General features: G+C 56.4%; 21 protein-coding genes. 10 read left to right on the forward strand and 11 right to left on the reverse strand.

Annotation, left to right across the window (positions count from 1 at the left end):
* Nucleotides 1-228: 228 nt before the first annotated feature.
* Together NYE26_RS29120 and NYE26_RS29125 are read left to right on the forward strand one after the other, a co-directional pair.
* Nucleotides 229-705: a DsrE/DsrF/DrsH-like family protein gene (locus NYE26_RS29120; protein ID WP_076080972.1), complete on the forward strand. Its 477-nt coding sequence runs from the start codon at nt 229-231 to the stop codon at nt 703-705.
* 181 nt (nt 706-886) lie between these two features.
* A complete protein-coding gene (locus tag NYE26_RS29125) occupies nt 887-2401 on the forward strand; it encodes an aminotransferase class V-fold PLP-dependent enzyme (protein ID WP_339252021.1) in 1515 nt (504 codons plus the stop codon).
* On the opposite strand, the gene NYE26_RS29130 is transcribed toward NYE26_RS29125, so the two are convergent.
* Nucleotides 2387-3025 (reverse strand): TVP38/TMEM64 family protein, encoded by a 639-nt coding sequence (locus tag NYE26_RS29130; protein WP_036728222.1) that lies wholly within the window; start codon nt 3023-3025, stop codon nt 2387-2389. The genes NYE26_RS29125 and NYE26_RS29130 overlap by 15 nt on opposite strands.
* 181 nt (nt 3026-3206) lie before the next feature.
* Between NYE26_RS29130 and NYE26_RS29135 the strand changes: the two genes are divergently transcribed.
* From NYE26_RS29135 to NYE26_RS29160, 6 genes are all read left to right on the forward strand, one after another.
* The gene (locus NYE26_RS29135; protein ID WP_339252023.1) at nt 3207-6326 is read left to right on the forward strand and encodes an ATP-binding protein; all 3120 of its coding nucleotides are present in this window, start codon (nt 3207-3209) and stop codon (nt 6324-6326) included.
* A gap of 2 nt (nt 6327-6328) precedes the next feature.
* Nucleotides 6329-7456 (forward strand): response regulator, encoded by a 1128-nt coding sequence (locus NYE26_RS29140; RefSeq protein WP_339252025.1) that lies wholly within the window; start codon nt 6329-6331, stop codon nt 7454-7456.
* Between the two features lie 84 nt (nt 7457-7540).
* Entirely contained in the window at nt 7541-7738 is a 198-nt protein-coding gene (locus tag NYE26_RS29145; protein WP_036728216.1) for a hypothetical protein, read from the forward strand.
* Between the two features lie 35 nt (nt 7739-7773).
* Nucleotides 7774-8307, forward strand: a complete 534-nt coding sequence (locus NYE26_RS29150) for a hypothetical protein (RefSeq protein ID WP_339252027.1) — start codon at nt 7774-7776, stop codon at nt 8305-8307.
* A gap of 138 nt (nt 8308-8445) precedes the next feature.
* Nucleotides 8446-9120 carry a cohesin domain-containing protein gene (locus tag NYE26_RS29155; RefSeq protein WP_209868600.1) on the forward strand — a complete coding sequence of 225 codons (675 nt, stop codon included), beginning with the start codon at nt 8446-8448 and terminating at the stop codon, nt 9118-9120.
* A gap of 73 nt (nt 9121-9193) precedes the next feature.
* Nucleotides 9194-9535: a GNAT family protein gene (locus tag NYE26_RS29160; RefSeq protein WP_339252031.1), complete on the forward strand. Its 342-nt coding sequence runs from the start codon at nt 9194-9196 to the stop codon at nt 9533-9535.
* Between the two features lie 124 nt (nt 9536-9659).
* Here NYE26_RS29160 and NYE26_RS29165 read toward each other — a convergent pair whose 3' ends face one another.
* The 4 genes from NYE26_RS29165 to NYE26_RS29180 are packed head-to-tail and all read right to left on the reverse strand — an operon-like array spanning nt 9660 to nt 14042.
* Nucleotides 9660-9899, reverse strand: a complete 240-nt coding sequence (locus NYE26_RS29165; protein ID WP_339252033.1) for a hypothetical protein — start codon at nt 9897-9899, stop codon at nt 9660-9662.
* A 1-nt stretch (nt 9900) separates the two neighbouring features.
* Nucleotides 9901-11328 carry a dihydropyrimidinase gene (gene hydA / locus NYE26_RS29170; protein ID WP_339252035.1) on the reverse strand — a complete coding sequence of 476 codons (1428 nt, stop codon included), beginning with the start codon at nt 11326-11328 and terminating at the stop codon, nt 9901-9903.
* 1 nt (nt 11329) lies between these two features.
* Complete coding sequence (gene preA, locus NYE26_RS29175; RefSeq protein WP_339252037.1) at nt 11330-12619, reverse strand: NAD-dependent dihydropyrimidine dehydrogenase subunit PreA; 1290 nt, start codon at nt 12617-12619, stop codon at nt 11330-11332.
* Nucleotides 12620-12650: 31 nt separating this feature from the next.
* Nucleotides 12651-14042, reverse strand: a complete 1392-nt coding sequence (locus NYE26_RS29180) for an NAD(P)-dependent oxidoreductase (protein ID WP_339252039.1) — start codon at nt 14040-14042, stop codon at nt 12651-12653.
* A 305-nt stretch (nt 14043-14347) separates the two neighbouring features.
* Here NYE26_RS29180 and NYE26_RS29185 point away from each other — a divergent pair, with 305 nt between their 5' ends.
* The gene (locus NYE26_RS29185) at nt 14348-16036 is read left to right on the forward strand and encodes a PucR family transcriptional regulator ligand-binding domain-containing protein (protein ID WP_339252041.1); all 1689 of its coding nucleotides are present in this window, start codon (nt 14348-14350) and stop codon (nt 16034-16036) included.
* On the opposite strand, the gene NYE26_RS29190 is transcribed toward NYE26_RS29185, so the two are convergent.
* The 6 genes from NYE26_RS29190 to NYE26_RS29215 all read right to left on the reverse strand — a co-directional run bounded on the left by NYE26_RS29190 (nt 16002) and on the right by NYE26_RS29215 (nt 22611).
* Nucleotides 16002-17369, reverse strand: coding sequence for an aspartate aminotransferase family protein (locus tag NYE26_RS29190; protein ID WP_339252043.1), 1368 nt, complete (start codon nt 17367-17369; stop codon nt 16002-16004). The two genes, NYE26_RS29185 and NYE26_RS29190, sit on opposite strands and share 35 nt — an antisense overlap.
* Before the next feature lie 30 nt (nt 17370-17399).
* The gene (locus NYE26_RS29195) at nt 17400-18863 is read right to left on the reverse strand and encodes a CoA-acylating methylmalonate-semialdehyde dehydrogenase (RefSeq protein ID WP_339252045.1); all 1464 of its coding nucleotides are present in this window, start codon (nt 18861-18863) and stop codon (nt 17400-17402) included.
* 100 nt (nt 18864-18963) lie between these two features.
* Complete coding sequence (locus NYE26_RS29200; RefSeq protein ID WP_339252047.1) at nt 18964-20073, reverse strand: ABC transporter substrate-binding protein; 1110 nt, start codon at nt 20071-20073, stop codon at nt 18964-18966.
* Between the two features lie 86 nt (nt 20074-20159).
* Nucleotides 20160-21014 (reverse strand): ABC transporter permease, encoded by an 855-nt coding sequence (locus NYE26_RS29205; protein WP_051478257.1) that lies wholly within the window; start codon nt 21012-21014, stop codon nt 20160-20162.
* Complete coding sequence (locus NYE26_RS29210) at nt 21014-21826, reverse strand: ABC transporter permease (protein WP_036728194.1); 813 nt, start codon at nt 21824-21826, stop codon at nt 21014-21016. Before NYE26_RS29210 ends, NYE26_RS29205 begins: the two co-directional genes overlap by 1 nt.
* Nucleotides 21827-21828: 2 nt before the next feature.
* Nucleotides 21829-22611: an ABC transporter ATP-binding protein gene (locus NYE26_RS29215; protein WP_209868620.1), complete on the reverse strand. Its 783-nt coding sequence runs from the start codon at nt 22609-22611 to the stop codon at nt 21829-21831.
* Nucleotides 22612-22941: 330 nt separating this feature from the next.
* Between NYE26_RS29215 and NYE26_RS29220 the strand changes: the two genes are divergently transcribed.
* Nucleotides 22942-24534 (forward strand): histidine kinase N-terminal 7TM domain-containing protein, encoded by a 1593-nt coding sequence (locus NYE26_RS29220; protein WP_339252051.1) that lies wholly within the window; start codon nt 22942-22944, stop codon nt 24532-24534.
* Nucleotides 24535-24609: the final 75 nt, after the last annotated feature.

Consider the following 24609-nt stretch of genomic DNA (forward strand, 5'->3'; position numbering starts at 1 on the left):
ACGGTAACCATTCGCCCCTCTCTCTATCCGCATCCAGTAGATTATGTGAGCACAATGTATGCTGTTTTTCGCATACATTCGGCCATACGCCGCTGTACCAGCTTATATTTACGTTTCAGGCTCCCGCCAGGGAGCCTTTTCTGTGTCTTCCGGCCGGGCGGCAGGCATACTTTCCCTCTCCCTAACCATACTAATGACATTCTATGGATACCGATGGAGGGCTGATGAATGGGCAAAAAACTGAATCTGCTGATGTTCAGCGGGGAGTATGACAAGGCGATGGCCGGGCTGATTTTGGCGAATGCGGCCAGGGATATTGAGGTGGAGGTTACGATGTTCTTCTCGTTCTGGGGGCTGTTTCTCGTCCGGGACCCGGAGACTATGACGCTAGAGGATAAGAGTATCTATGAGAAGCTGATGGATGTCATTACTCCCAAGGGACCGGAGCAGCTTCCGCTCTCGCGGATGAACTTCAGCGGGCTCGGCAAGCTGATGCTGGAGGAGATGATGGAGGATCAAGGAGCACCGAAGCTTATACATTTCCTGAAGGGCGCGCGCAAAAAGAACATCAAGTTCTACGCCTGCAAGCTCTCGGTGGAGATCATGGGCTTCAAGCCGGAGGAGCTGCTGCCCGAGGTGGAGATTATCGATGCCGCCGCGTATCTGAAGGATGCGCTGGAGAGCGATATCCAGCTCTTCATCTGATGGCTATGGGCTTTAACCTAATTACGCCACCGGGCATATACTGAGGCAGACGAAGACGGATTGGTTACCCCCGGCAGGCATGCAGAGGCTGCGACTCACACGATACTTGCCTTGCGCAGCACCAGCGCCTGCCGGAATCCGTCTCAAATGATAGAGCATTCATTGTCTGGAGGGATTGTCCGTGCTGAGTATCCACCGCGCCGCTGCGGCAGACGCGCCGTCTTCACTGCAAGAGCATTTCGCGGCATTCCGTGAGCACACTGTCGGCAGCCGCCATCTGATCTCCACCCCCTACGGACGGCAGCCGCTGCTGTACGCCGACTGGACGGCCAGCGGCCGACTGTATGAGCCGATTGAGCGCAAAATACAAGAGACCTTCGGCCCCTATGTCAGCAATCCGCACACCGACTCCAACACCACCGGCCTGACCATGACCCTGGCTTATCATGAAGCACGGAGCATCATCCGGCAGCATGTGAACGCCGCCCCCACAGATGCCCTGCTCTTCTGCGGCAACGGCACCACCGGCGCGGTGAACAAGCTGCTGCGGATTATGGGCCTGAAGCTGCCGGAATGGCTGAAGCAGGAAACCCTCTGCGCACCGGAGGAGCGCCCGGTTATCTTCATCAGTCATATGGAGCATCATTCCAATCTGCTGCCCTGGCAGGAGAGCTTCGGCGATGTGGTTACCGTTCCATCCGGGCCAGGAGGAGAGGTGGATCTGCAGCAGCTCGGGGAGCTACTGACGATCTACCGGAACCGCCGCTTCAAGATCGGCTCCTTCACCGCCTGCTCCAATGTCACCGGCATGGAGACCCCGTATCATCAGCTCGCTGCGCTCATGCACCGGCATGGCGGGGTATGCTTCGTGGATTTTGCAGCCAGCGCCCCTTATCAGGAGATCAATATGCATCCGGCAGCCCCGCAGGAGAAGCTGGACGCCATCTTCTTCTCGCCGCATAAATTCCTCGGCGGCCCGGGAACCGGTGGCGTGCTGCTGTTCGACACCGCGCTCTGCACCGGCCGGCTGCCGGATGAGCCCGGCGGCGGCACCGTGGTATGGGTGAACCGCTGGGGCGGACGCCGCTACATCGATGATGTTGAGGTCCGCGAAGACGGGGGCACCCCCGGCTTCCTGCAGGCGATCCGCACCGCCCTCTGCGTGAAGCTGAAGGAGCAGATGAACGGAACCGGACAATATATGATCGTCCGTGAACAAGAGCTATGCCGGAAGCTGCTCTCAGGGCTGGCGCAGATTCCCGGCTGCTCCGTGCTGGAGGGCGTACACCGTAAGCGGCATGGCATTGTCTCCTTCACGCTGAAGGAGATTCATTACAATCTCGCGGTACGGCTCCTGAATGACCGCTTCGGCATTCAGGCGCGTGGCGGCTGCTCCTGCGCCGGTCCGTACGGCCATCAGCTGCTAGGGTTGAACCCGGCGCAATCCCAGGCGTTTATCCAGGCGATCCACGCCGGAGACCAGTCGCTGAAGCCGGGCTGGATCCGCCTGTCCCTGCACCCGATCATGACGGACCGGGAGGTGGAGCATATGGTCTTCGCCGTACAGTCTATCGTCAGCAATATTGGAGAATGGAGCAAGGATTACCGCTATAATGCTGTCACCAATAGCTGGCTTCATACCGGGGAGAGAGGCGTTACAGAGGACGGGGAGATTCGTGAATTATTTGTGCTGTAGCGGCGCTTGGCCGCGCAGCTCCCGCTCCCGCGCCAGCCGGGCGAACCTGGCTTCAATCGCTTTAACCCCCCACAGAGAAGCTCCGATAAACAGCAGCACATAGATGATTTCCGCCGGATGACGGATGAACCGCTGCACATCATTGCCGATGTAGGATACCGCAAATACCATAATGGCTTTGCCGGCACACAGTGCAATCAGATAGGAACGCAGCCGCATTCCGGCCAGACCCGCCGCCATATTAATCACCACGAACGGACCCACCGGGAACAGGCTAAGCAGGAACACATAGCTGAACCCGCTCTGGCGGACCCAGGTCATCGCTTTGGCTACCTTGGGCCGCTTGGCCCATTTGGTGAGGTAGGGATGTCCGGCAATCTTGCGGATAATCAGGAAGGTGACCGTGCAGCCTGCGACCAGACCGATCCAGGAATACAGGAACCCCAGCCATAACCCGTACACCGCCCCATTAAGCCCTACAATCGCTATAGTCGGCAGCGGAGGTACGAACGATTTCATGAAGGTAAGCCCCACACCCGGCAGCGGCCCGAACGAGCGGTATTGCTCCAGCAGCTGCAACAGGCGCTCCTCGGTCAGCCATGACATGATATCTATATAGAACATTTCTTCAGCGCTCCTCAAGTACTCTAGTGAGCTTCAATTATACAATACTTTCTGCTTCTCTGATGCCAATCGGACGCGGCTTTACTGTCTAATTTATGGACGATACCGTATCAGCGGGAAATAGAAGGATATGTAATCAACAGGCTGGACAAGCGCAAGCTGCCGGAGATATGATGAAATTATGAGAACATTTGATTATAGTCTGCTGGCCAAAAGAGTGCTCGCCCTGTTATGCATCGGCCTGCTCGCCGCAGTGGCGCTGATCCCCCTGCTCGGCTCCTCGTCTGCCTGCTACAGCCCAAGGTCAGGATGGGCCGATTTATCCTCCTGCACCTTCGATAATTCTGCCGTCTACCCGCTTGAAGGGAAGTGGGAATTCTATTGGCAGGAGCTGCTGGAACCGCTGGATACCTTATCCGGAACAGCAGAGGCACCGGCCTATATGTCCGTGCCCGGCGCTTGGGGCCGGGCATCGGAGGCTACCGGCTTCTCCCGCTACGGATATGCAACCTACCGTCTGCTGGTTCAGCTGCCGCCGGAGGTTCCCGCCTTCGCCCTCAAGGTGAGCAATATCCGCAATGCCAGCGAAGTATATGTAAATGGCGAGCGGCTGGGCGGAAGCGGAACGCCGGGGGAATCCCGGGAGACCACCAAGCCGCGCAATCATCCGTATTCCCTGATTTTTCACAGCAAGGATAACCTGGCGGAGATTCTGATACATACATCCAATTTCACTTATTCAAACGGAGGCATTGCGGAGCCTATCCGGATCGGCACGCCTGCTGCTATAGCTGCCATCGACCAGCGGAACCGGACCTACGACACTTTGCTGGTGGCAGGCTTTGCTTTTATCGGCTGCTATTTCATCGGCCAGGGCTTGCAGCGCAAAGAGGACAAGTCTTCGCTCCAGCTGGCTGTCTACTGCTTCGTGATCGCCCTCTACATGCTGACTCACAGTGAGAAGCTGCTCTTCGAGTACCTTCCATCCCTCTCCTATGAAGGATTCAGCAAGCTGCAGGCGGTGTCGGGTGTAGTCGGGTTCTATTGCGTGTCCAGCTATACCCATTCTTTGTTTCCCGCACTGTATTCCCGGCTCTTCAAGCGGATCTGCTTCGTATATGCCTTGTGCTTCTGCACCATTGTACTGTTCACCACACTGCCTGTATATTCGCGGATTACAGGGGTGCTGCTGGCCTTCAGCTTCATCTCTGTCTGCTATACCTTCTATGTCATGGTCAAGGCTGCCTGGCTGAGGGAGACCGGTTCTAACTATCTACTGATCGGTGTGATTGCCGCAGTCATGTTCACCTTATCCTTAGCCAGCAATCTGTTCTTCGGTACCGAACTCTACGCTGTTCCGCCGGTAGCCGGTCCGATCTTCATTCTTGCCGAAGGGCTGTTCCTGTCTGCGCGCCACGCCCATGCCTACGAGACCATTAAGCAGCTGTCCCGGCAGCTGGAGCGCAAGGACAGGGATAAGGATGAGTTCCTGCTGAAGACCTCCGCCGAGCTGCGTACGCCGCTGAATGCCATCATTAACGTGGCTTTATCCATGCATGAGGGAGCCGGAGGACCGCTAAGCCCGTCCCAGCGGGAGGATATGCGGCTGATTCTCGGTACTGGCAGAAGGCTGGCCTTCCTGGTCAGGGATATTCTCGATTATGAGCAGATCAAGCGCCAGCGCATCACCCTGCAATGGGGGACTGTCGATGTCCAGGGGGTGGCAGCCATTGTCATTGAGGTCTTCCAGTTCCTGAACAAGAAGGGCAGCATCCGCATCAAAAATCACATCCCGCCGGGCCGCTTCCTGGTCCAGGCTGATGAACAGCGGCTGATGCAGATCCTCTATAGCCTGCTGGATAATGCACTGAAATTCACGGACCGCGGCAGCGTGGTCATCGAGGCCGCCTGGCAGGAGGAGTTCCTCTCCATTGCTGTCACCGATACCGGCAAGGGCATTCCCGAGGATCAGCTGGAGTGTATCTTCCATGACTATGAGCAGCTGAGCGAGGCCGATTCCCTTGAGACCGGAGGCCTCGGACTGAGCCTTGCGATCAGCCGTAAGCTGGTAGAGCTGCATGGCGGGAGCATCTCCGTCTCTTCCCGGGTTGGCCGGGGCAGCACATTCACCTTCACGCTTCCGGGCAACGAGGCGGAAGCCGCCGCTGCCGCCCAAGCCGGAGAACAGGCGCTCTTAAGACAAGCGTATACCCAGCCGGAAATGCTGGATGACCTCTGGAAATACCGGTCGGCTGATCCGCCGCAGTCCAGCGGACAAGCCGTTCCCTATGCGCCGCGTATCCTGATCGTAGATGACGACTATGCCAACCTGAAGGCTCTGACCAACCTGCTGTCGCTGGAGAATTACAGCATCGCAAGCCGCAGCAGCGGCAAGGAGGCGCTTGCGCTGCTGGCTGTGGACCGTAATTTCGATCTCTGTATGATCGATGTTATGATGCCCGAGATGTCCGGCCTTGAGCTATGCAGGATCATCCGTCAGACTTACACCCCGCTGGACCTGCCGATCCTGATGGCTACAGCCGGGCAGCAGCTTCACTTCAACGAGGCGGCCTTCCGCGCCGGAGCCAATGATTTTATCCATAAGCCTTATATCTGGAGCGATCTTAAGGGACGGGTTAACACGCTGGTTCAGCTAAGGCGGTCTGTCTCCGAGCGGCTCAGCTCGGAGATCGCCATGCTGCGTGCGCAGATCAAGCCGCATTTTCTGTACAACGCTATTAATACAATCATCTGGATGAGTACGCGTGACACCGAGAAGACGCAGCTGTTGCTATACGATCTGAGCCATTTCCTGCGTGGCAGCTTCGACTTCAGCAACCAGGAGACCGCCATTCCATTTGAGAAGGAACTGGAGCTGATCGAAGCCTATCTGTCACTGGAGCAGGCCCGGTTCGGGAAGCGGCTGAATGCCGAGTATCATATTGAGGTTAGTGAATTCCCGCTGCCGCCGCTGATTGTGCAGCCCATTGTAGAGAATGCTGTTCGTCACGGACTGATGGAGAAAATTGACGGAGGAACAGTGATCATCTCCACCCGGCAGGAGGGCGGTGATATCCTGATCACCGTCTCGGACAACGGAAAGGGAATGAGCGATGAACAGCTATCCTCGTGGATGAAGGACGACTACCGGTCTTCGCATGGCGAAGGCACCGGAATCGGCCTTCGGAACATTAACCGCCGGCTGCTCACACAGTTCGGGCGTCCGCTGATTCTTACCCGGGGAGCCAGCGGAGGTATAGATGTACTGATAACAATCCCATGGAAGGAGGAGGTCTCCTGAGTATGAGCATCTCTGTAATGGTAATTGATGACGAATGGCCGGCACTGGATCAGATGAAGCGGCTGCTGCTCCAGTGTGAAGGAGTATCCTCTGTCCTGACGTACGATAACCCGCGCGAAGCCCTCGCTGCTGCTTCCGAACTGAAGCCGGATGTTCTATTCCTGGACATCCAGATGCCGGAGCTGTCCGGTCTCACTTTTGCCGAGAAGCTGTTGCCGGTATCTCCGGACACAGACATCGTATTCGTAACCGCCTACCGGAATTATGCTGTCGAAGCCTTCGACTTGTCTGCGATGGATTATCTGCTGAAGCCCGTTGATCCTTCGCGGCTGCTCAAGACCTGGAACAAGCTGCTCAGTAAGCGTCTAGCGCCTGGGGTTGCCGGAGCAGCCGAAGCAACTGGAGCAGCCGGGAGGACAACTGCGTTCCGGCTCCTGGGGGATTATGAGCTAACCAGCCCTCAGGGCTTGGTGAAGTGGAGGACACATAAGGCACAGGAATTATTTGCGTATCTGTGGATTCACAGGCAGGGCAGTGTCAGCGTCATTCTGAATGATGTGTTTCCGCAGTGGAATTACGAGAAGGGCAAGCAATATCTGCACACTACGGTCTACCAGATCCGCACCACCTTGAAGAAAGCCGCGCTGGAGGACAAGATTGAGCTGACCTTCGGCAGGGAAAACTACAGGCTGGAATCGAGGGGGATTGAGGGGGACATTGAGAAATTCCAGGAAGCTGCGGCGCTTGCGCTGCAAAGCAGCCAGCTAGAGGGTATGCAGCAGGCCGCCGCTCTGTACACCGGTGATCTGCTTCAGTCGCTGGACAGCCTCTGGGTGTATTCCGCCCGTGACAAATACCGCCGGCTGTACCTCAAGCTGCTGGAGCAGCTTACCCTGGGATTGGTGCAGGCTGCACGGCCACACGAGGCCGAAGATTACGCCATGCGCCTGACGGAGCTGGAGCCGCTGGAGGAGAGCTACGCCCTGCGGCTGATTGCGATCTATTACGAAACCGCCAAACCCCTGCGCGCACAGCGCAAATTCACCCAGTTCAGTGAATCCTACATTGCAGAGACCGGCGACGCCTTGCCGGACTGGTTCGTCGACGAATACCGGCGGCTGGGTAAATAGGGTCGGGGTATTTTCAGGGGGGGAATTGGGTTGTGTTATACTATCATAAAATAAATCCCAATATTCAAGTGAGGTGCTATCCTAATGCTGCCCCAAAGAGAAGAATTACAACGGTTACTAAAAAAGGCAAACCAGCATGCAGTCGCAGAAGCCAAGAAAGCAGGAGCTTCCATCTATTATATAAAAAACGGGAAACGAATTCGTGAAGATGCCACTGGTCAAAAATTCGAAATTACTTATGATGTAGCCGGTAACCGGACTGAGCTTGTTAGTCATGAGTGAATCTAAATCTGTAATGACGGTTTTTGCCGGAACTAATGGAGCTGGAAAAAAGCACAATTAGTTTCCAGTTGAGGGACTATGTTGGAACCATTATTGATCCGGACCAGATTGCTAAGAGGATTAATCCGGAAAATCCCAGAAGTGCAGATCTGTCTGCTGGACGAGAGGCTGTAAAGCAAATAAGGGAACTAATCAGTCGTAAAGAAAACTTCGCTATAGAAACTACTCTATCGGGAAGTTTTGTCTTACGTCACATGAAGACAGCTAAGCAACAAGGTTATAAAGTCGTCATGTATTATATTGGATTACAGGATGTGCAAATGCATATAGATCGGGTAGCTTCAAGAGTGGAGCAAGGAGGGCATTGGATTGCCGAAAAAGATATCCGCTGGAGATACGGTGAATCCTTGAGCAACCTGAAACCTGCATTAGAGATCTCAGATGAAGTCACCATTATCGACAACACCAGTGAACCTGAGGTGGTGATGGAAATCCAGAACTCACAAATCGGCTTTTGCAGAGATGAAATTCCTGCATGGGCTAGAGGAGCTTTAGAATTTTATTTATAATCCCGGCATTTTTTCGATATTTTACGCCATGGTTCGACGTTTATCAGTATTTTATCAGTGACAATTGTTACCATTGTTCATATACAAGATCATTCGTGCATAGGGATGCATCATTATGATGGCAATGGGGGATGTAACATGAATAAAAGGAATAGATTCAAGCGGGCAATCAGAGGGATGAAGGTACTGCCGCTTATGATGTCCATGATTCGTGAGGCTGCAGTGGATACCACCGCTCCTGCGATGTCTGTTGAAGTGACCACTGACAAAGAGGCCTATAATCCGGGGGATGAAGTTACCGTGCTGGTGCATTTAAAAGACTTCGCGCCAAATGACCTTGGCTACAGCTATCTTAACTTCATTATCCAATATGACAGCCAGGTATTTGATAACCTTGAATATACACAGCATTCGGTCTATACGGAAGGAAATTATACGGCTGGCAATGAGGTCGATAACCTGTTCCAGTTCAATTTCCAGAGTCCTGTGGATGGCAGTATCTATCTCGGAAAAAACACAAGTATGCGCGGCATTGATATTCAGGTTGAAGCGGGCAGCGGGCAGCAGGCGATTCCGGCAGTAGATCAGACTCTGGTCACGTTCAAGCTGAGGGTCAAAGAACTTACGCTTGCCTCCTCCTCAACGATCAGCCTGGCCAATGAATTCACCAGAATCCGCACCTCTGAAGCCGCGAATAGCATCTATCTCTACTCGCCCGATGTCACAGCGAACGCCCCGGCAAGGATCGAAATCACCCAATCTCCGTCCGTCTCCGTCTTCTCTGCACTGGAGTCCGTTAACCGTCTGACGTAGCAGTGTACCCTGCAACTGCGGCAGCTCCATCCACATACATATCCCTTACATCATTAGCTGCCGTCTATATTTCTTGTACTATGGTGTATATACATATCCTAATCTCACACTCTGTATCAAGCGGATTGTAATACAGACCAAGGAACGCGGCTACGGAACAGTTACGCTGAAGCTGCTGATCCATTGGGCATTCAATCTCACGGATACGCACCGGCTGTGGCTCGACGTTAAGGATTACAATGTCAGAGCGCAGCATGTCTATGAAGCGGCCGGCTTCAAAAAGGAAGGCACCCTCCGCGAATGTATCCGGACGGAGGGTGGATTTGAGTCACTCCAGATCATGTCTATCCTGCGCCATGAATTCCGTACGGATGAACTCAATGCCAACCTGCAAATTAGAGGGATACAGCATTAGCCATGAGGGGCATGAGATTGTATTCGGTTTTCCGCATACATTATAAACCCTTACTCTCCTAAACGTAACTAAAAGACCAAGCCAACGTCAGAGACGTTCGGAGCTTGATCTCCGTTATTCCGGTTTACGCCTGGGCTTCAATCGACTCCACAGGTCTGCTTCCGCCAACAAGCAGCGTCGTCACATGCTTGCGCGCGTCCGCTGTGAGCAGCAGCAGCTCCACCGGCCCGCCGGCCGGCTCCCTGCGGATGAAGGTAACCCTGGCACCGTCCAGATCCTCATAGATTCCGGCAACGTTATAGCCCAGCCCGACAAGATTGTCGATTTCCTGCCGTTCCCGGTCGAACTCTGCAAATGCTGACATCTCAGACCACTCCTCCGCTGATTTCTGCCTGGGCCGGATGGGGAGCTTCGGCCTCGAAGCGCTTGCGGTGCAGGTATTTGCCTTGGCCTGCGGCACCGACGAATACTTTGTCCCGGATCACGAACTCTCCCCGGCTCAGCACAGAGACCGGCTCTCCCTTGACTTCCAGCCCCTCGAACGCATTATAGTCCACATTCATATGATGGGTCTCTGCCGACAGTGTCCGTTCCACTGCCGGATCGAAGATCACGATATCAGCATCGCTGCCCACGGCAATCGTACCCTTTTGCGGGAACAGGCCGAACAGCTTGGCGCTTGAGGTGGCGATGATATCCACGAATTTGTTGAGCGTGATCCGGCCCTTCTGCACCCCTTCGGAGTAGAGGACACTGAACCGGTCTTCGATGGTGGGCCCACCGTTCGGGATCTTCGAGAAGTCTCCCCGTCCCAGCTCCTTCTGCCCCTTGAAGTTGAACGAGCACTGGTCAGAGCCGATGGTCTGCAGCGTCCCGCTCCAGAGGGCATCCCAGAGGACCTCCTGGTTCCACTGTTCGCGCAGCGGAGGGGACCAGACATACTTGGCGCCTTCAAAGTCCGGCTTCGCCAGCGCCGACTGATCCAGCACCAGATACTGCGGGCAGGTCTCGCCGTAGACGCGCAGCCCTTTCTTGCGGGCCTCCGCAATTTTCCAGGCCGCCTCGGCGCAGGTGACATGCACCACATAGAGCTGTGAATCCGTCAGCCCGGTCAAATACGCCGCCCGGCCCGTCGCCTCGCCCTCCAGCTCAGGAGGACGGGTCAGCGCATGATAGAGCGGATCGGTATTTCCTGCGGCCAGCGCCTGGTCCACCAGATACTCGATGACATCCCCATTCTCGGCATGCACCATAACCAGCGCCCCTTCGTGCTTCGCCGCCTGAAGCGTCTTATACAGAACCCCGTCGTCCGCCTGGAACGTGTTCTTGTAGGCCATGAACACCTTCAGCGAGGTGATGCCCTCCTGCTCGATAATCTGCGGCAGCTCGCTGAGCACCTTGTCATTCAGCTCTGACACCATCAGGTGGAAGCTGTAGTCGATGACCGCTTTATCCTGCGATTTGTGATGCCAGGTATCTACAGCCTGCTGGAGCGGCTGCCCCTTCGTAGTCAGGCAGAAATCGATGACCGTGGTGGTTCCGCCGTAAGCAGCGGCAATCGTGCCGGTCTCGAAGTCATCGGCGGTAACTGTACCGCCGAAGGGCATATCCAGATGGGTGTGGGGATCAATCCCTCCCGGAAAGACATAACAGCCGGAAGCATCAATGATCTCCGCTCCCGGCGCTTCCAGATTCAGGCCGATGCCACTGATGATTCCATCCTCAATCAGGACATCCCCCGTATACGTATCTGCCGCTGTAACGATAATTCCGTGCTTGATGATCTTCTTCATCTTATCCCACCTCCGCTTCCGAATAAGAACCGTTAACCCCGCTGATGATCCGGCTGCGCTGATTCCAGCTCATCGGGGCCGCTCCGCCCTCCAGTACAATCATATCAATGGCTCCGTCTGCCGGGCAGACAATCGAACACAGATTGCAGCCCACACAATCCTCCTCACGCACTTGCAGAATCGCCTTGCCCTCCGCATTCGTCAGCATATCGATGCATTGATGAGAGGCGTCTTCACAGGCAATATGGCATTTATTGCAGTTGATACAGTTCTCCTCGTTGATCCGCGCAACGACTTGATAGTTAAGGTCAAGATCGCCCCAGTTGGAATACTTAGGCACCGACTTGCCAATCAGCTCGGTTACCGAAGCCAGCCCCTTCTCGTCCAGGTAATGGTTCAGACCGTCGATCATCTCCTCCACAATCCTGAAGCCATGATGCATAACCGCTGTGCAGACCTGAATCCCTGTCGAGCCCATCAGCATGAATTCGACGACATCCTGCCAGGTGGAGATGCCGCCGATGCCGGAGATCGGTACGCCGACTTCACGGTCCCGGGCACATTCTGCCACCATGCTAAGGGCAATCGGTTTGACAGCCGGGCCGCAATAACCGCCGTGCGCTCCCTGGCCGCCGACATTCGGAATCGTATTCCAGCTGTGGATGTCCACCCCGGCCAGACTGTTGATGGTATTGATCAGGCTGATCGCATCCGCTCCGCCCTTGACGGCGTGCCGGGCCACCACGGTAATGTCGGTGATGTTCGGCGTCAGCTTCACAATGACCGGGGTGGTTGCCACCTCCTTGACCCAGGCGGTCTGCGCCTGCACCAAATCAGGCTGCTGGCCCGAAGCCGCGCCCATGCCGCGTTCAGCCATGCCGTGCGGACAGCCGAAGTTCAGCTCCAGACCGTCTACCCCGATGGCCTCCACGCGCTTCACAATCTCATGCCACTTCTCCCGCTTCGGCTCCACCATCAGGGAAGCAATGATCGTATGGTCCGGGAATCTCCGCTTCGTCTCATAGATTTCCTTCAGGTTGACCTCCAGCGGACGGTCGGTAATCAGCTCAATATTGTTGAAGCCCGCTACACGCTGGCCGCCAAAATGAACGGCGGCGAACCGGGCCGAGGTATTGATGACCGGCTCTCCGAGCGTCTTCCACACCGCGCCTCCCCAGCCTGCCTCGAACGCACGCTGCACCTGATAGCCTGTATTGGTAGGCGGCGCAGAGGCCAGCCAGAACGGATTCGGTGACTTGATGCCTGCAAAATCAATACTGAGATCTGCCATTGCCATTCCCTCCCCTTCTAAGAAATACGCTTTATACGGCAGAGCCGACTACGCCATCCTGACGGCCTGACCACTGCTTCACAATCGCATAGGCAACATCCTTGCCCTGCTGCGCGGCTGAGACCACCATGGCCTCCCCCGTTCCTGCCCCAAAAACAATATCGCCGGCAGCATAAATCTGCGGATCAGAGGTACGGCCGGTCGCGGGATCAATCTCCACTACCCCCCGCTTATGCTTAAGCCCCAGCGCCTCAATGAGGTCCATCCGCCGCTTCTGGCCGATAGCCACCACTACAGCATCCACCGGGAGCAGGAATTCCGAGCCTGCCACCGGCACGGGAGACAGGCGTCCATCCGGCCCGGCCTCACCGCTCAGCTCCATCCGCACACATTCCAGTGCCGCGACATTCCCCTGCTCATCCCCGACAATCCGCTTCGGCAGCGTCAGCCAGTTGAACTCCACACCCTCCTGCTTGGCGAATTCATATTCAAAATCATAAGCCGTCATCTCCCCGCGAGTCCGGCGGTAGATCATCTTCACGTTCGCCGCGCCGAGCCGCACCGAGCAGGTGGCCGCATCAATGGCCGTATTGCCTGCACCAATGACAGCCACACGCTGTCCCATCAGCTCCAGGGCAGGAATCCCGGTCTTGGTGGTCTCCACCAACTCAATTGCATCATAGACACCGGACAGCTTCTCGCCTTCAATCCCCAGCGGAGGGACGTACCCCATCCCGGCCGCCAGCACAATGGCATCATATCCGGCCTTAAGCTCTTCTATGGAAATATCCACGCCCACCTTCATTCCCGTGCGGATCTCTACGCCCAGCCTCTCCACCTGCTCCACTTCCCAGAGCGAAATATCCTGCGGCAGCCGGAAGGAGACAATCCCGTGGGTATCCAGGCCTCCGGCCAGCGGCTTCGCCTCATAGATCACCACCTGGAAGCCTTCGCGCGCCAGCTCTCTGGCCGCCGACAGACCTGCCGGTCCTCCGCCGATCACCGCTACTTTCTTGCCGTTAGGCTCACCTGCCCGGAAAAGCTGGAGCCCGCTGCGGATCGCCCAGTCCGTGGCATACCGCTGCAATAGGCCAATCTCAATCGGTGCGGAAGCGCCGTTCAGCACACAGGCCCCCTCGCACAGCTCCTCCGTAGGACATACCCGTGCGCAGCTTGCGCCGACCGGATTAGCGTCCATGATGGTCTGCGCCGCCCCTCTGAGATTGTCGGTAGCGATTCTTTTGATGAAGGAAGGGATATTGATGCTGGTCGGACAGGCCTGGATACACGGCGCATCATAGCAGTACAGACAGCGGTTAGATTCTTCGATAGCTCCCTTGCGGGTAAGCCCCGGCTCTGCCTCGGCAAAATTACGCATGAACAGCTCAGGTGTAAATGTGGTTAACGGTGAAGATTGCTCCATTGGGTACCCCTCCTTCTGGCCAAAGTAGCTTCCACTCTCGGCTTCGATTTATGTTATATAATATAACATTATTACGATGATCGCCTTAATATTTTGCATACTTGTAAGAATTATTGTAGTAAAATAAACTTCAAGCCGATAAAAATCGTTAATCACACTCCAATTTGAGTTAAGTTTCCTGACATATTATATTCAAACTATAGTCAATTCGTTTTTTCGTTACATTAGACAGATTGTCTAATTTCAAAAGTCTATTTTTTACCTGTGAGAATGGCCTGAGAACTATGTTAACGAGGGGGAAGCTTATGGACTTTGAACTTGTATTTACGATCCGCGACGCGCTGAAGCGGCCGCTGTTCGCTGAAGCTGAGCTGATCGGGGGAAGAAACGGCCTGAACCGGGCAGTCCGCTGGGTGCATGTGCTGGAGAGCGCGAGCCTGGAGAGTCTGATTCACGGGGAAGAGATGATTCTGACTACCGGAATGAGCGCAAGCACGGATCTCGACGCCGCCCTGTCCTTCATGCAGAATCTGATTGATAAGAACGCCGCCTGCCTGTGCATTGAGCTGGGAGCCTACTTCAGTGCCATTCCGCAGGAGATGATCAATCTGGCGAACCTGCATGATTTTCCGCTGATCCAATTCACCCGCACTGTACGGTTCGTCGACATTACACTCGATCTGCATTCTCTCATCATCAACCGCCATCACCGGATGCTGCAAGAGCTGGAGAGCATCTCCCGCGAATTCCACCGGCTGACCCTAACCTCCCAGGGGACCCTTAAGGTCCTGCAATTGTTATGTAAAAGCACCCGCACACAGATTCTCTATATGCACCTGCAAGGTAAACCTCTCTTCTTCCCGGCCCTCGCGCCCGAGGAGCAGCGCCCGCTGCTGGGCTTCTTCGAGACCTTCAGCGAAGAGATGGAAGGGGTACAGCCCGAGGCGGCCCCCTATATCCGCGAATACGGCCACAAGACCATCGCCGTGAAGCCCGTTGGAGCCTTGGATCAGACCTGGGCCTATATCCTGATGGTCTGTAATCACAAGCCGCAGGAATTCGACTGTCTGCTGCTCGATTCCGCCTCCTTATCCATCGCACAGGAGCTGCTGCGCACGCGGTACATGGAGGAGCGGAAGCTGTTCTCGGAGAATCTGTGGGTGGATGAGCTGGCCTCTGGACGCACTCAGGACGACAACCGGCTCAAGGGGCTGGTCGGCCCGGACTTCAACCTGGTCAATGAGCTGCCCTACCGGGTCTGTCTGATCGAGATTGAGAATCCCCGGGATGTCAAATGGAACAGCTCGGAGAATGACTGGGAATCCATCACCTTCCATCTTTCGCTCATTCTGCGCTCCATCTTCGAGAAGTATTCCCTCCGGCCGCTGATCACCCTGAAGAACAACCGGCTGACCGTCATCGCACTGGATATCCAGTCCAAGCTGCCCGGCAAGCTGCGCCTGCAGCAGGCGCTTGATTCCCTGCAGCATATCCGTGCGGATGAAAAGTTGAAGGACCTGCAGCTCGTCATCGGAGTCAGCAAGTCCCACAAGGGCCTGAAGCATGCTCATGCCGGTTACCAGGAAGCTGTACAAGCGCTGTCCCTCCATTCCTGTTACCAGAAGCCGGTCCTCATGTATGAGGAGTTAGGCGTCTTCCAGCTGCTGCTGAGCCTGAACGACGGCAAGACGCTGGAGAATTTCATCCGCAGCTATATCGGCCCGCTGATTGACCACGATGAGGCGAAGGGCAGCGAACTGCTGCTGACGCTGCGCGTCTACCTCGATCATGACGGGTCGAAGCAGATCGCCGCCCGCAGCCTCTTCATCGTCAGGCAATCCCTCTACTACCGGCTGGACAAAATCACCGAGCTGCTCGGCGAGGACTTCATGCTCCCGGAGAACCGGATCTCCATTCAGGTCGCCCTGCGCGCCTACCAGTTCCTGTACCCGGAGAAATTCACTCTGCCCAGCTCCCGTTCAGCACAGCTGTGAAGGTATCGATGATGAACTGCACATCCTCATCCGTCGAGGATAACGGCGGAGCGAAGGTGAGCACATTATTGAAGCCAGCCACCGTATCGCCGTTCTTGCCGATAATCAGCCCCTTGGCTTTGCAGTCGGCAATAATTCCCTTAACCACACTTAGCTCAGCAGGCACTCTGGTGGCCTTATCCGCCACCAGCTCAATCCCCAGGACCAGCCCGAAGCTGCGGATATCGCCAACCAGCTTATGCTCCAGAAGCCCAGCGAACCCGCCTTCCAGCCTGCGGCCCAGAATTCCGGCGCGTTCGACCAGCCGCTCCTGCTCCAGAATCTCCAGGTTGCGCAGGGCAAGCGCACAGGCAGCCGGATTGCCGCCGAAGGTGTTCACATGCCGGAAATGCCCGTAGTCATCGCTGTTATCCTTGAAGGCCTCATAGATCTCCTTGCGCACAGCGGTAGCCGATAACGGCAGATAGCCGCTCGTCAGCCCCTTCGCCATTGTGACAATATCGGGCTTGATCCCGAAATTGTGGTGTCCGAACTTGCGGCCGGACCGCCCGAAGCCGCAGATCACCTCGTCGATAATCAGCAATACGCCGTAGGTCCGGCAGATCTCCTGCACCCGGTCCATATAGACCTGATGCGGCACGATTACGCCCCCGCCGGTAATGACCGGCTCCATAATTACCGCCGCTACAGACTCTGCGCCTTCCCAGACGATCATATCCTCAATCGCCTGCGCACACTGGAGGTTGAACGCCTCTTCGCTCATGCCGGCCGGACGGCGGTAGCTGTCCGGCGGCGCTACATGCAGGAACCCGCCGCCCAGCGGCTCGTACTTGTACTTGCGCTGCGCCTGCCCGGTCGCCGCCAGGGCGCCCAGCGAGCTTCCGTGATAGCCCCGGTAGCGGGCTATGAATTTATGGCGGTCAGGCTGGCCGGTCTGCTGCTGGTACTGGCGGGCGATTTTGAAGGCTGCTTCGTTCGCTTCCGAGCCGCTGTTGGAGAAGAAGATGACATACTCATCCTCCAGCCATTCATTCAGCTTCTCGGCCAGCGCGATGGCCGGCATATGGCTCTGCGTCAGCGGGAAATACGGCAGGCTCAGCAGCTGGTTGTACGCCGCCTCCGCCAGCTCCTTGCGCCCGTACCCCACATTCACGCACCACAGGCCAGACATGCCGTCCAGGAATGTGTTGCCGTCGATATCGGTAACCCATGAACCGCTTGCGGAAGCGGCAATCATCGGCGGATGCTGCTCACTGTAAGGAGTCATATTATGCCACAAATACCGCTGGTCCTTCTTAACCGCCAGCTCACTTTCTTTGCCCAGACTCTGCACGGCACACTCTCCTCCTTGGCTTTCCTTCTTTTAGTAACGCGCGGTAATCATTTTCTTGCGGGTGTAGAACTCCACACCGTCACGGCCGTTCGCGTGCAGATCTCCATAGAACGATTTCTTGTACCCTGAGAAAGGGAAAAATGCCATCGGCGCAGGTACGCCCAGATTGACACCCAGCATCCCCGCATCGATCTCCTCACGGAATTCACGGACCGCCCTGGCGCTGTCAGTATAGATGCAGGCCCCGTTGGCAAAGGGCGACTCATTCGTGACCGCTATCGCCTCCGCCAGATTCTTCACCCGCACCACTGACAGCAGCGGCGCAAAGATCTCGTCACGCCAGATCTTCATACCCGGTACCACATGATCGAAGATTGTCGGGCCCAGGAAATAGCCGTTGCCCGCAGCCGCAGCATCCTTGCGGCCATCCCGCACCAGCACCGCTTTCTCGTCAAGCCCAGCTTCAATGTAATCAATCGTCCGGTCTTTGTTCGCCTGCCGGATGACCGGGCCCAGGAACACACCCTCCTCCTTGCCGTTCCCGATCTTCAATCCATCTGCGGCCGCAGCGATCCGGCTCACCAGCTCATCGGCAATGTCCTCCTGCACCACCACTACAGCGCAGGCCATGCACCGTTCGCCCGCCGAGCCGAAGGCTGCGGACAGGATATTTTTCACCGCATGGTCCAGATCGGCATCCTTCAGCACGATCGAATGATTCTTCGCGCCGGCCAGCGCCTGCACCCGCTTGCCGTGCGCAGTCCCCTGCTTATAGACATATTCCGCCACCGGCTGCGAGCCGACGAAGGAGACCGCCTTCACCTCCTCATGCGCCAGCAGGCCATCCACCACCTCATGCGCCCCGTGCACCACATTCAGCACCCCCGGCGGGAAGCCCGCTTCTGCGAACAGCTCGGCCAGCCGGTTCACCAGCAGCGGTGTCCGCTCGGAGGGCTTCAGCACAAAGGCGTTGCCGCAGGCTACCGCCAGCGGGAACATCCAGCAGGGCACCATCATCGGGAAGTTGAACGGGGCGATGCCGCCCACAACTCCCAGGGGATAGCGGTACATGCCGGACTCTACGCCTGTCGCGATATCCGGCAGCTGGCTGCCCATCATCAGCGTGGGAGCGCCGGCGGCGAATTCCACGCATTCGATGCCGCGCTGCACCTCTCCCAGCGCTTCCTCCAGGCTTTTACCGTTCTCCAGCGTGATCAGCTCCGCCAGCTCCTTGCTGTGCTGTAACAGCAGCTGCTGGTACCGGAAGAAATAGCGGGCCCGGCGCGGGACGGCGACTCTTTTCCACTCGGAATAAGCTCTGGAAGCTGCCCGCACGGCTGCATCCAGCTCCTCCCGGCTGGAGATCGGCACATAGGCAATGATTTCGCCGGTCGCCGGGTTGAACACTTCCTCCTGCCGCCCGGAGGAGGACTCCACCCAAGCTCCATTTATATAGTTCTTCACCTTACTGGCCTGCCCCGTGAGCAGTGTCATCGTCCGCACCTCTTTTCCTGTGTTCGTCCGCTACCCTAGAAGAGATGACCGCCTTACCAGGCGGCCATCTGCTTCAGCTATGAAGGAATCCTGTTGCCTGTTATTTCGCCGCCATCTCCACAATCTCGTTCGTGTAAGCCTCCTCCACCTTGGAAGCCGTCTTGATGACCCCGAATTTCAGCGCGATATCGGCAGTCTGCTGGAAGGCGGCAGCATCCGTATAGCCCAGCTTGGAAGCATCGAAGCCCTCCGGCTGGATCAGCTTGGCAACCTCTGTCATCATCGTCAGCTGATGCTCCCGGGTTGTACTGCCCGCTTCCGCAAGCTTCATCACACTGTCCACAGCTGCTTCGGGATCAGCAATCGCATCCGCCCAGCCCTTCAGAGAAGCGCGGACGAACTTGGCCGCCGTCTCCTTGTTGCCCTCCAGCCACTCCTTATTGGCGAACAGATTGTCTTCGAGCATCGCCACACCTTCGTCATTCATGTCGATAACACTGAGGTCCTCTGCCTTAATGCCTGACTCCAGCACCACCTGATATTCGTTATAGGTCATGGCCGAGGCCGCATCCAGCTCACCGCCGAGGAACTGGTCCATCGTGAAGCCCTGCTTGGTGAAGTTCAGATCCTTGCCTGAATCCAGCTTGTATTTATCAAAAAGCGCCAGAAGCTCAAACTCATTGCCGCCCATCCAGTTGCCCACCTTCTTGCCCTTCAGCTCAGTCGGTGTAGTGATGCCCGCCTCCTTCTTGGATACCAGCACCAGCCCGCTCTTCTGGAAAATCTGGGCGATCTGCACCAGCGGCATCTCCTGCTCCTGGCTGGTCAGCAGACTCGCCACCCAGTCCACCCCGATATCGGCCGAACCGCCGGCCACCTGCTGCTCAGGCACGATATCCGGCCCGCCCGGCAGAATCTCAACCTTCAGGCCCTCCGCCGCATAATACCCTTTGTCCTGCGCCAGGAAGTACCCTGCGAACTGGGCCTGCGGCACCCATTTGAGCTGCAGCTTCACGGTAACCGGCTCAGCCGCCGGTTCTGTGGTTGCCGCAGCTTCCGGTGAAGCTGCCGCCGCATTCCCCGCAGTCGCTTCTGCTCCGGAGGGACTGGCGTTGTTGTTGCCGCCGCAGCCCGCAAGCAGCGAGATCAGCATTAGAGTCGCCGCAAGCCATAATCCTCCACGATATTTGCTCTGTTTGCCCTTCATCATAGCAACTCCCCCTACCAATCATTTTTTTGTAAGACGGCCTAACACAGTATGATTGCGTTCTTGTTGCCCTATGCAGGAATTACACGCTACGTACGCCGGGAAGGGTGCCACTTGATAAACACCTTCTCCAGCCGCTCTACGACCAGGTAAAAGATTACTCCGGCAACCGCGGCAAGCACGATGCAAGACCAGCCCAGCGGCATCTTCGCCACCTTGATGGAATTCGAGAGCAGATAACCCAGCCCCCGCGAGGAGAAGAAGAACTCTCCGACAATCGCCCCGATCATGCTCGCGGTAGCGTTGATCTTCAAGGCGGTGAATACATAAGGCAGACTGTTCTGAATCCGCAGATGGCGGAATACCGCCCGTTTGCCTGCCGCATAGGAATGCATCAGGTCCAGCGCCAGCGGGTCCACAGCCGCCATGCCCTTGTAGGCATTGATCGCCATAGCCGCCATAGTGGTCGCGGTCACAATTGCCGCCCGCGAGCCGATGCCGTCCCCGAACCACAGGTTCATGATAGGGGCAAGCGCCACAATGGGCACGGCATTGAGTGCAGCTACCATCGTGAGACTGCCGCCGCCCCAGCGGGGCCAGGCCGTAGCAGCCAAGGCAATCAGGAAGCCGCAGCCGGAGCCGATCAGCATACCAAGAACGGCTTCAGTGAGGGTATACCCTGTATAAGAGAGCAGCAGACTGAGATTGTCCCGCATCGCTTCAGCGATGGCGGAGGGCAAGGGGAGCTGATATTTCTTCAGATCGAAGATGCGGTGAAAGATCTGGAGCTCCCACAGCAGCAGGAACAAAGCTCCGGCAAGCAGCGGCAGCACGAACCCGGGGTTCAGCCATTTCAGGAATTTCCATGGATCTCCGCCTTGATCCGTATCTGGCGTAATAACGTTGTTAGATGACGGGAATTCGCGAACCGTATTACTTTCCATTAGCGGCTGCCTCCTTGGGGACGGAATTCCGGCTGCCAGGGGGCTACCAGACGTTCCACCAGACTCATCAGCCAATAGCTGGCCATGCCCAGCAGAGCACCAACCAGTACCGTAGACCAGAACATATACGTATGGGAGGGTCCGTAATAGAGATTGCGGAGCATAATGACCCCGATCCCGCGCTGCGCACCCATGAGCTCAACCAGAATTGCACCCGTTACAGCCAGCGGCGCTGCAATCTTCAGCCCGCTGAACAGCCCCGGCAGCGCTGCCGGGAAGCGCAGCTTCCAATATACAGCCCACGGCTTAGCGGCATAAGAGTGCATCAGCTCCAGGGCAGAGGGGTCCACACTCCGCAGACCGCGCAGCATATTCAACGCCACCGGAAAGAAGGTGATATAGCCGGAGATGATGATCCGCGACAGCTGCTCATCCCGCACAATCCCGTATATAATCGGCGCCAGCCCCAGAATCGGAATCATCTGCGAAGCAACCGCATACGGGAAGGCAAGCTGCTCTATCGTCCGGGAGAGACTCATCAGCACGGCCAGCAGCACTCCAGAGAGCGCTCCGATCAGGAAGCCCACCCCGGCATTGCCGAAGGTAGCTCCCCCTTCACGGAGAAGGGTGCCGCTGTACTGCCACAGAGTAAGCGCCACCTCGTGGACATAAGGCAGCTTGGACTGGGCCAGCGGCGTCTTCGCCACATGCAGCAGCCACCAGGAGACCGCCTCCCACAGCACCAGCAGGCCGCAGATCCAGACAAACAGCGGTAGCGCACGGTTCCGCATTAACGCACGGCTCAGCTTCATCACTACACCCCTTCGAAGCTGTCGCGGATACGGGCAATCAGCTCGAAGAACTCCGGACTGTTCCTCATGTCCGCCGTACGCGGACGGGGCAGCGGAATATCGACAACCGCCGAGAGCCTGCCCGGATGCGGAGACAGGACGAACACCCGGTCCGACAGGAAGATCGATTCGGGAATACTGTGGGTTACGAACACAATCGTGCTCTGTACCTTACTCCAGACGGAGAGCAGCTCTTCATTCAGCCGCTCGCGCGTGAATTCATCCAGCGCCGAGAACGGTTCATCCATGAGCAGGATTTCCGGCTCCATGGAGAGCGCCCGGGCAATGGCTACACGCTGCTGCATCCCCCCGCTGAGCTGCCAGGGATACTTATCGGCGAACCCCTGCAAGCCCACGAGATCAAGCAGCTCCAGCGCTTTGTCCTCACGGATCGATTTCTTGACGCCCAGCAGCTCCAGCGGCAGTGTAATATTATGCTTGACCTTCCGCCAGTCATACAGCACCGGACTCTGGAACACAATACCGTATTTCTGTGCCAGCCGGGCCTCCTTGGCGTTTTTGCCTGCCACCATGATATTTCCAGCCGTTGGTGTTATAAGATCTGCCATCAGCCTCAGAAGAGTAGTCTTTCCGCACCCGGAAGGACCCAGCAGGGAGACGAACTCCCCCTTGGCAATATCGAGACTTACCTGATGCAGGGCCAGCACATCTGCCGTCTCCGTCTGGTAACGCATTTCGACATGCTCCAGCTGTATTTCAGGAATTTTTGCTGCTACTAGTGACATCTCCAGTCCCCCTCCATCCCTGAATCTATTCAATGTTAATTAACATCACATAATTATCTTAACTCTCGTCCTCTTCATCATTTCATGTAGGATTAATTAACATGTTACACGTTGCCTGCGAATCCCACATTAGACAAAGCGTAACATTGAGACTGTGAAATTCCGTCACTTTGTCTAGGGAGCCGCTTACAGTGTAAATAATAGAGCTGATTGCCGATAAAAATAGTAAATAACTATAAGTGAAAACGGCGTTGCCATTGCATTTCATTTTGTGTCCAGGAGACTATTCACAATGTCCAATGCTTATCCCAATTCATGGAGGCGCTCCCCATGGCATCTCTGATTTCCAACTACATTATTATCGTTTCGATCTCCGGTGTGCTGAACGCCTTGCTCGCCCTGTTTGCTTTTTACAGGAAGACTGACTTCTCGGGCCTGCGCGCATTCATCGTCAGCTCCGCCGCCTCGGCGGTATACACATTCGCCTTCGCGCTCGAGCTCTCGGGGAACTCGATGGAACAGATTAAGTTCTGGATCAAGCTGGAGTATCTCGGAATGCCGTACATCGCGCCCTCCAGTCTGCTGATGATCATGCACTTCGTGGGCTTAGAGAAGCTAGTCTCCCGAAAACTGCTGGTCCTCCTCTACTCCATCCCGGTGATCTCCACGGTGCTTGTCTGGACCAACGACTCCCATCACCTGTTCTATAAGGCTATCTACTTCCGGGAAGGCGCGCCTGCACCGCTGGTGGATATCGTCATGGGACCCTGGTATATCGTGCAGGGCAGTCTGACCTTCGGCTGTATGCTGGCCGGTATGTGCCTGATCCTCTGGCGCTGGGGCCGGATGCGGCGGGCTTATCTGCGGCAGATGCTGATTATTTTTGTCGGACAATTCCTGCCTGCGCTGGGGGCCTTCCTCTATCTGATGGACCTGACTCCATACGGAACAGACCCTGTACCCGTTGTGATGAGCGTAACCTCGTCCCTGTATATATGGGCCATTCTGTCCAGAGGGATGCTGACCGCCGCACCGATTGCCCGCGAGAATCTGTTCGAGAGCATGCGCGACGGCGTACTGGTTATGGACCTCTCCGACAAGCTGGTGGATTATAACCGGGCCGCTGCCGAGATGCTTGAGGATCTGGATGCCTCCGCCATCGGCCGCCCGCTGGCCCAGCTCTTCCTGCCTGCCGGCAAGGAAGCTGTCGATTATGTAATGAATTCCAATCCGCAGATCAGCGAGGAGCAGGAGCTGGTATGGCATTCCGGCGGAGAAGTCTGCTATTATCAGGTCCGTTCCTCTCCGGTCCAGAAGCATGACGGCCATCTTGCCGGGCGGATGATCATGCTGATTGATGTTACCGAACGCACCCTGCTCCAGGACAAGCTGCTGCAGCTCGCCACCATCGACAGCCTGACCGGCATCTACAACCGGACCCACTTCATGGAGCTGAGCCGGCAACGGCTGCAGGAAGCTGCCGGCTCAGCCGCCCCCTTCTCGGTCATCCTGCTGGATATCGATTTCTTCAAGAGCATTAACGACCGCTACGGGCACCATCACGGGGATATGGCCTTACAGCATGTAGTAAGCGTATGCCGCCAGCATGTCCGGGAGGGGGATGTCTTCGGACGGTACGGAGGTGAAGAATTCGTCTTAAGCCTGCCGGGAGCCCCCTTGAAGGAAGCAGCCCTGATCTCTGAGCGTATCCGCAGGGACATCGAGCAGAGCACCTTTTCCACCATCACAGGAACAATTAAAATCACAGCCAGCTTCGGCGTGACTGAAGCCTTCCGCCGTTCGATCTCACTGGAGGAGCTGCTCTCGGAAGCAGACCATGCCCTCTACTCCTCCAAGCGTAACGGCCGCAATAGCGTTCATCTGTATGGCGTCTCCTCCATCACCCGCTTCAAGCCCATGTGATGGAGGAGAAGCCCATCTTTTCCTGCCCCGCGCGTCACCTCACGCTTTCCCTCTGCATAACAAGTAGAAACGGCT

The organism is Paenibacillus sp. FSL P2-0136, from assembly GCF_037975325.1.
Taxonomy (GTDB): domain Bacteria; phylum Bacillota; class Bacilli; order Paenibacillales; family Paenibacillaceae; genus Paenibacillus_AQ; species Paenibacillus_AQ silagei.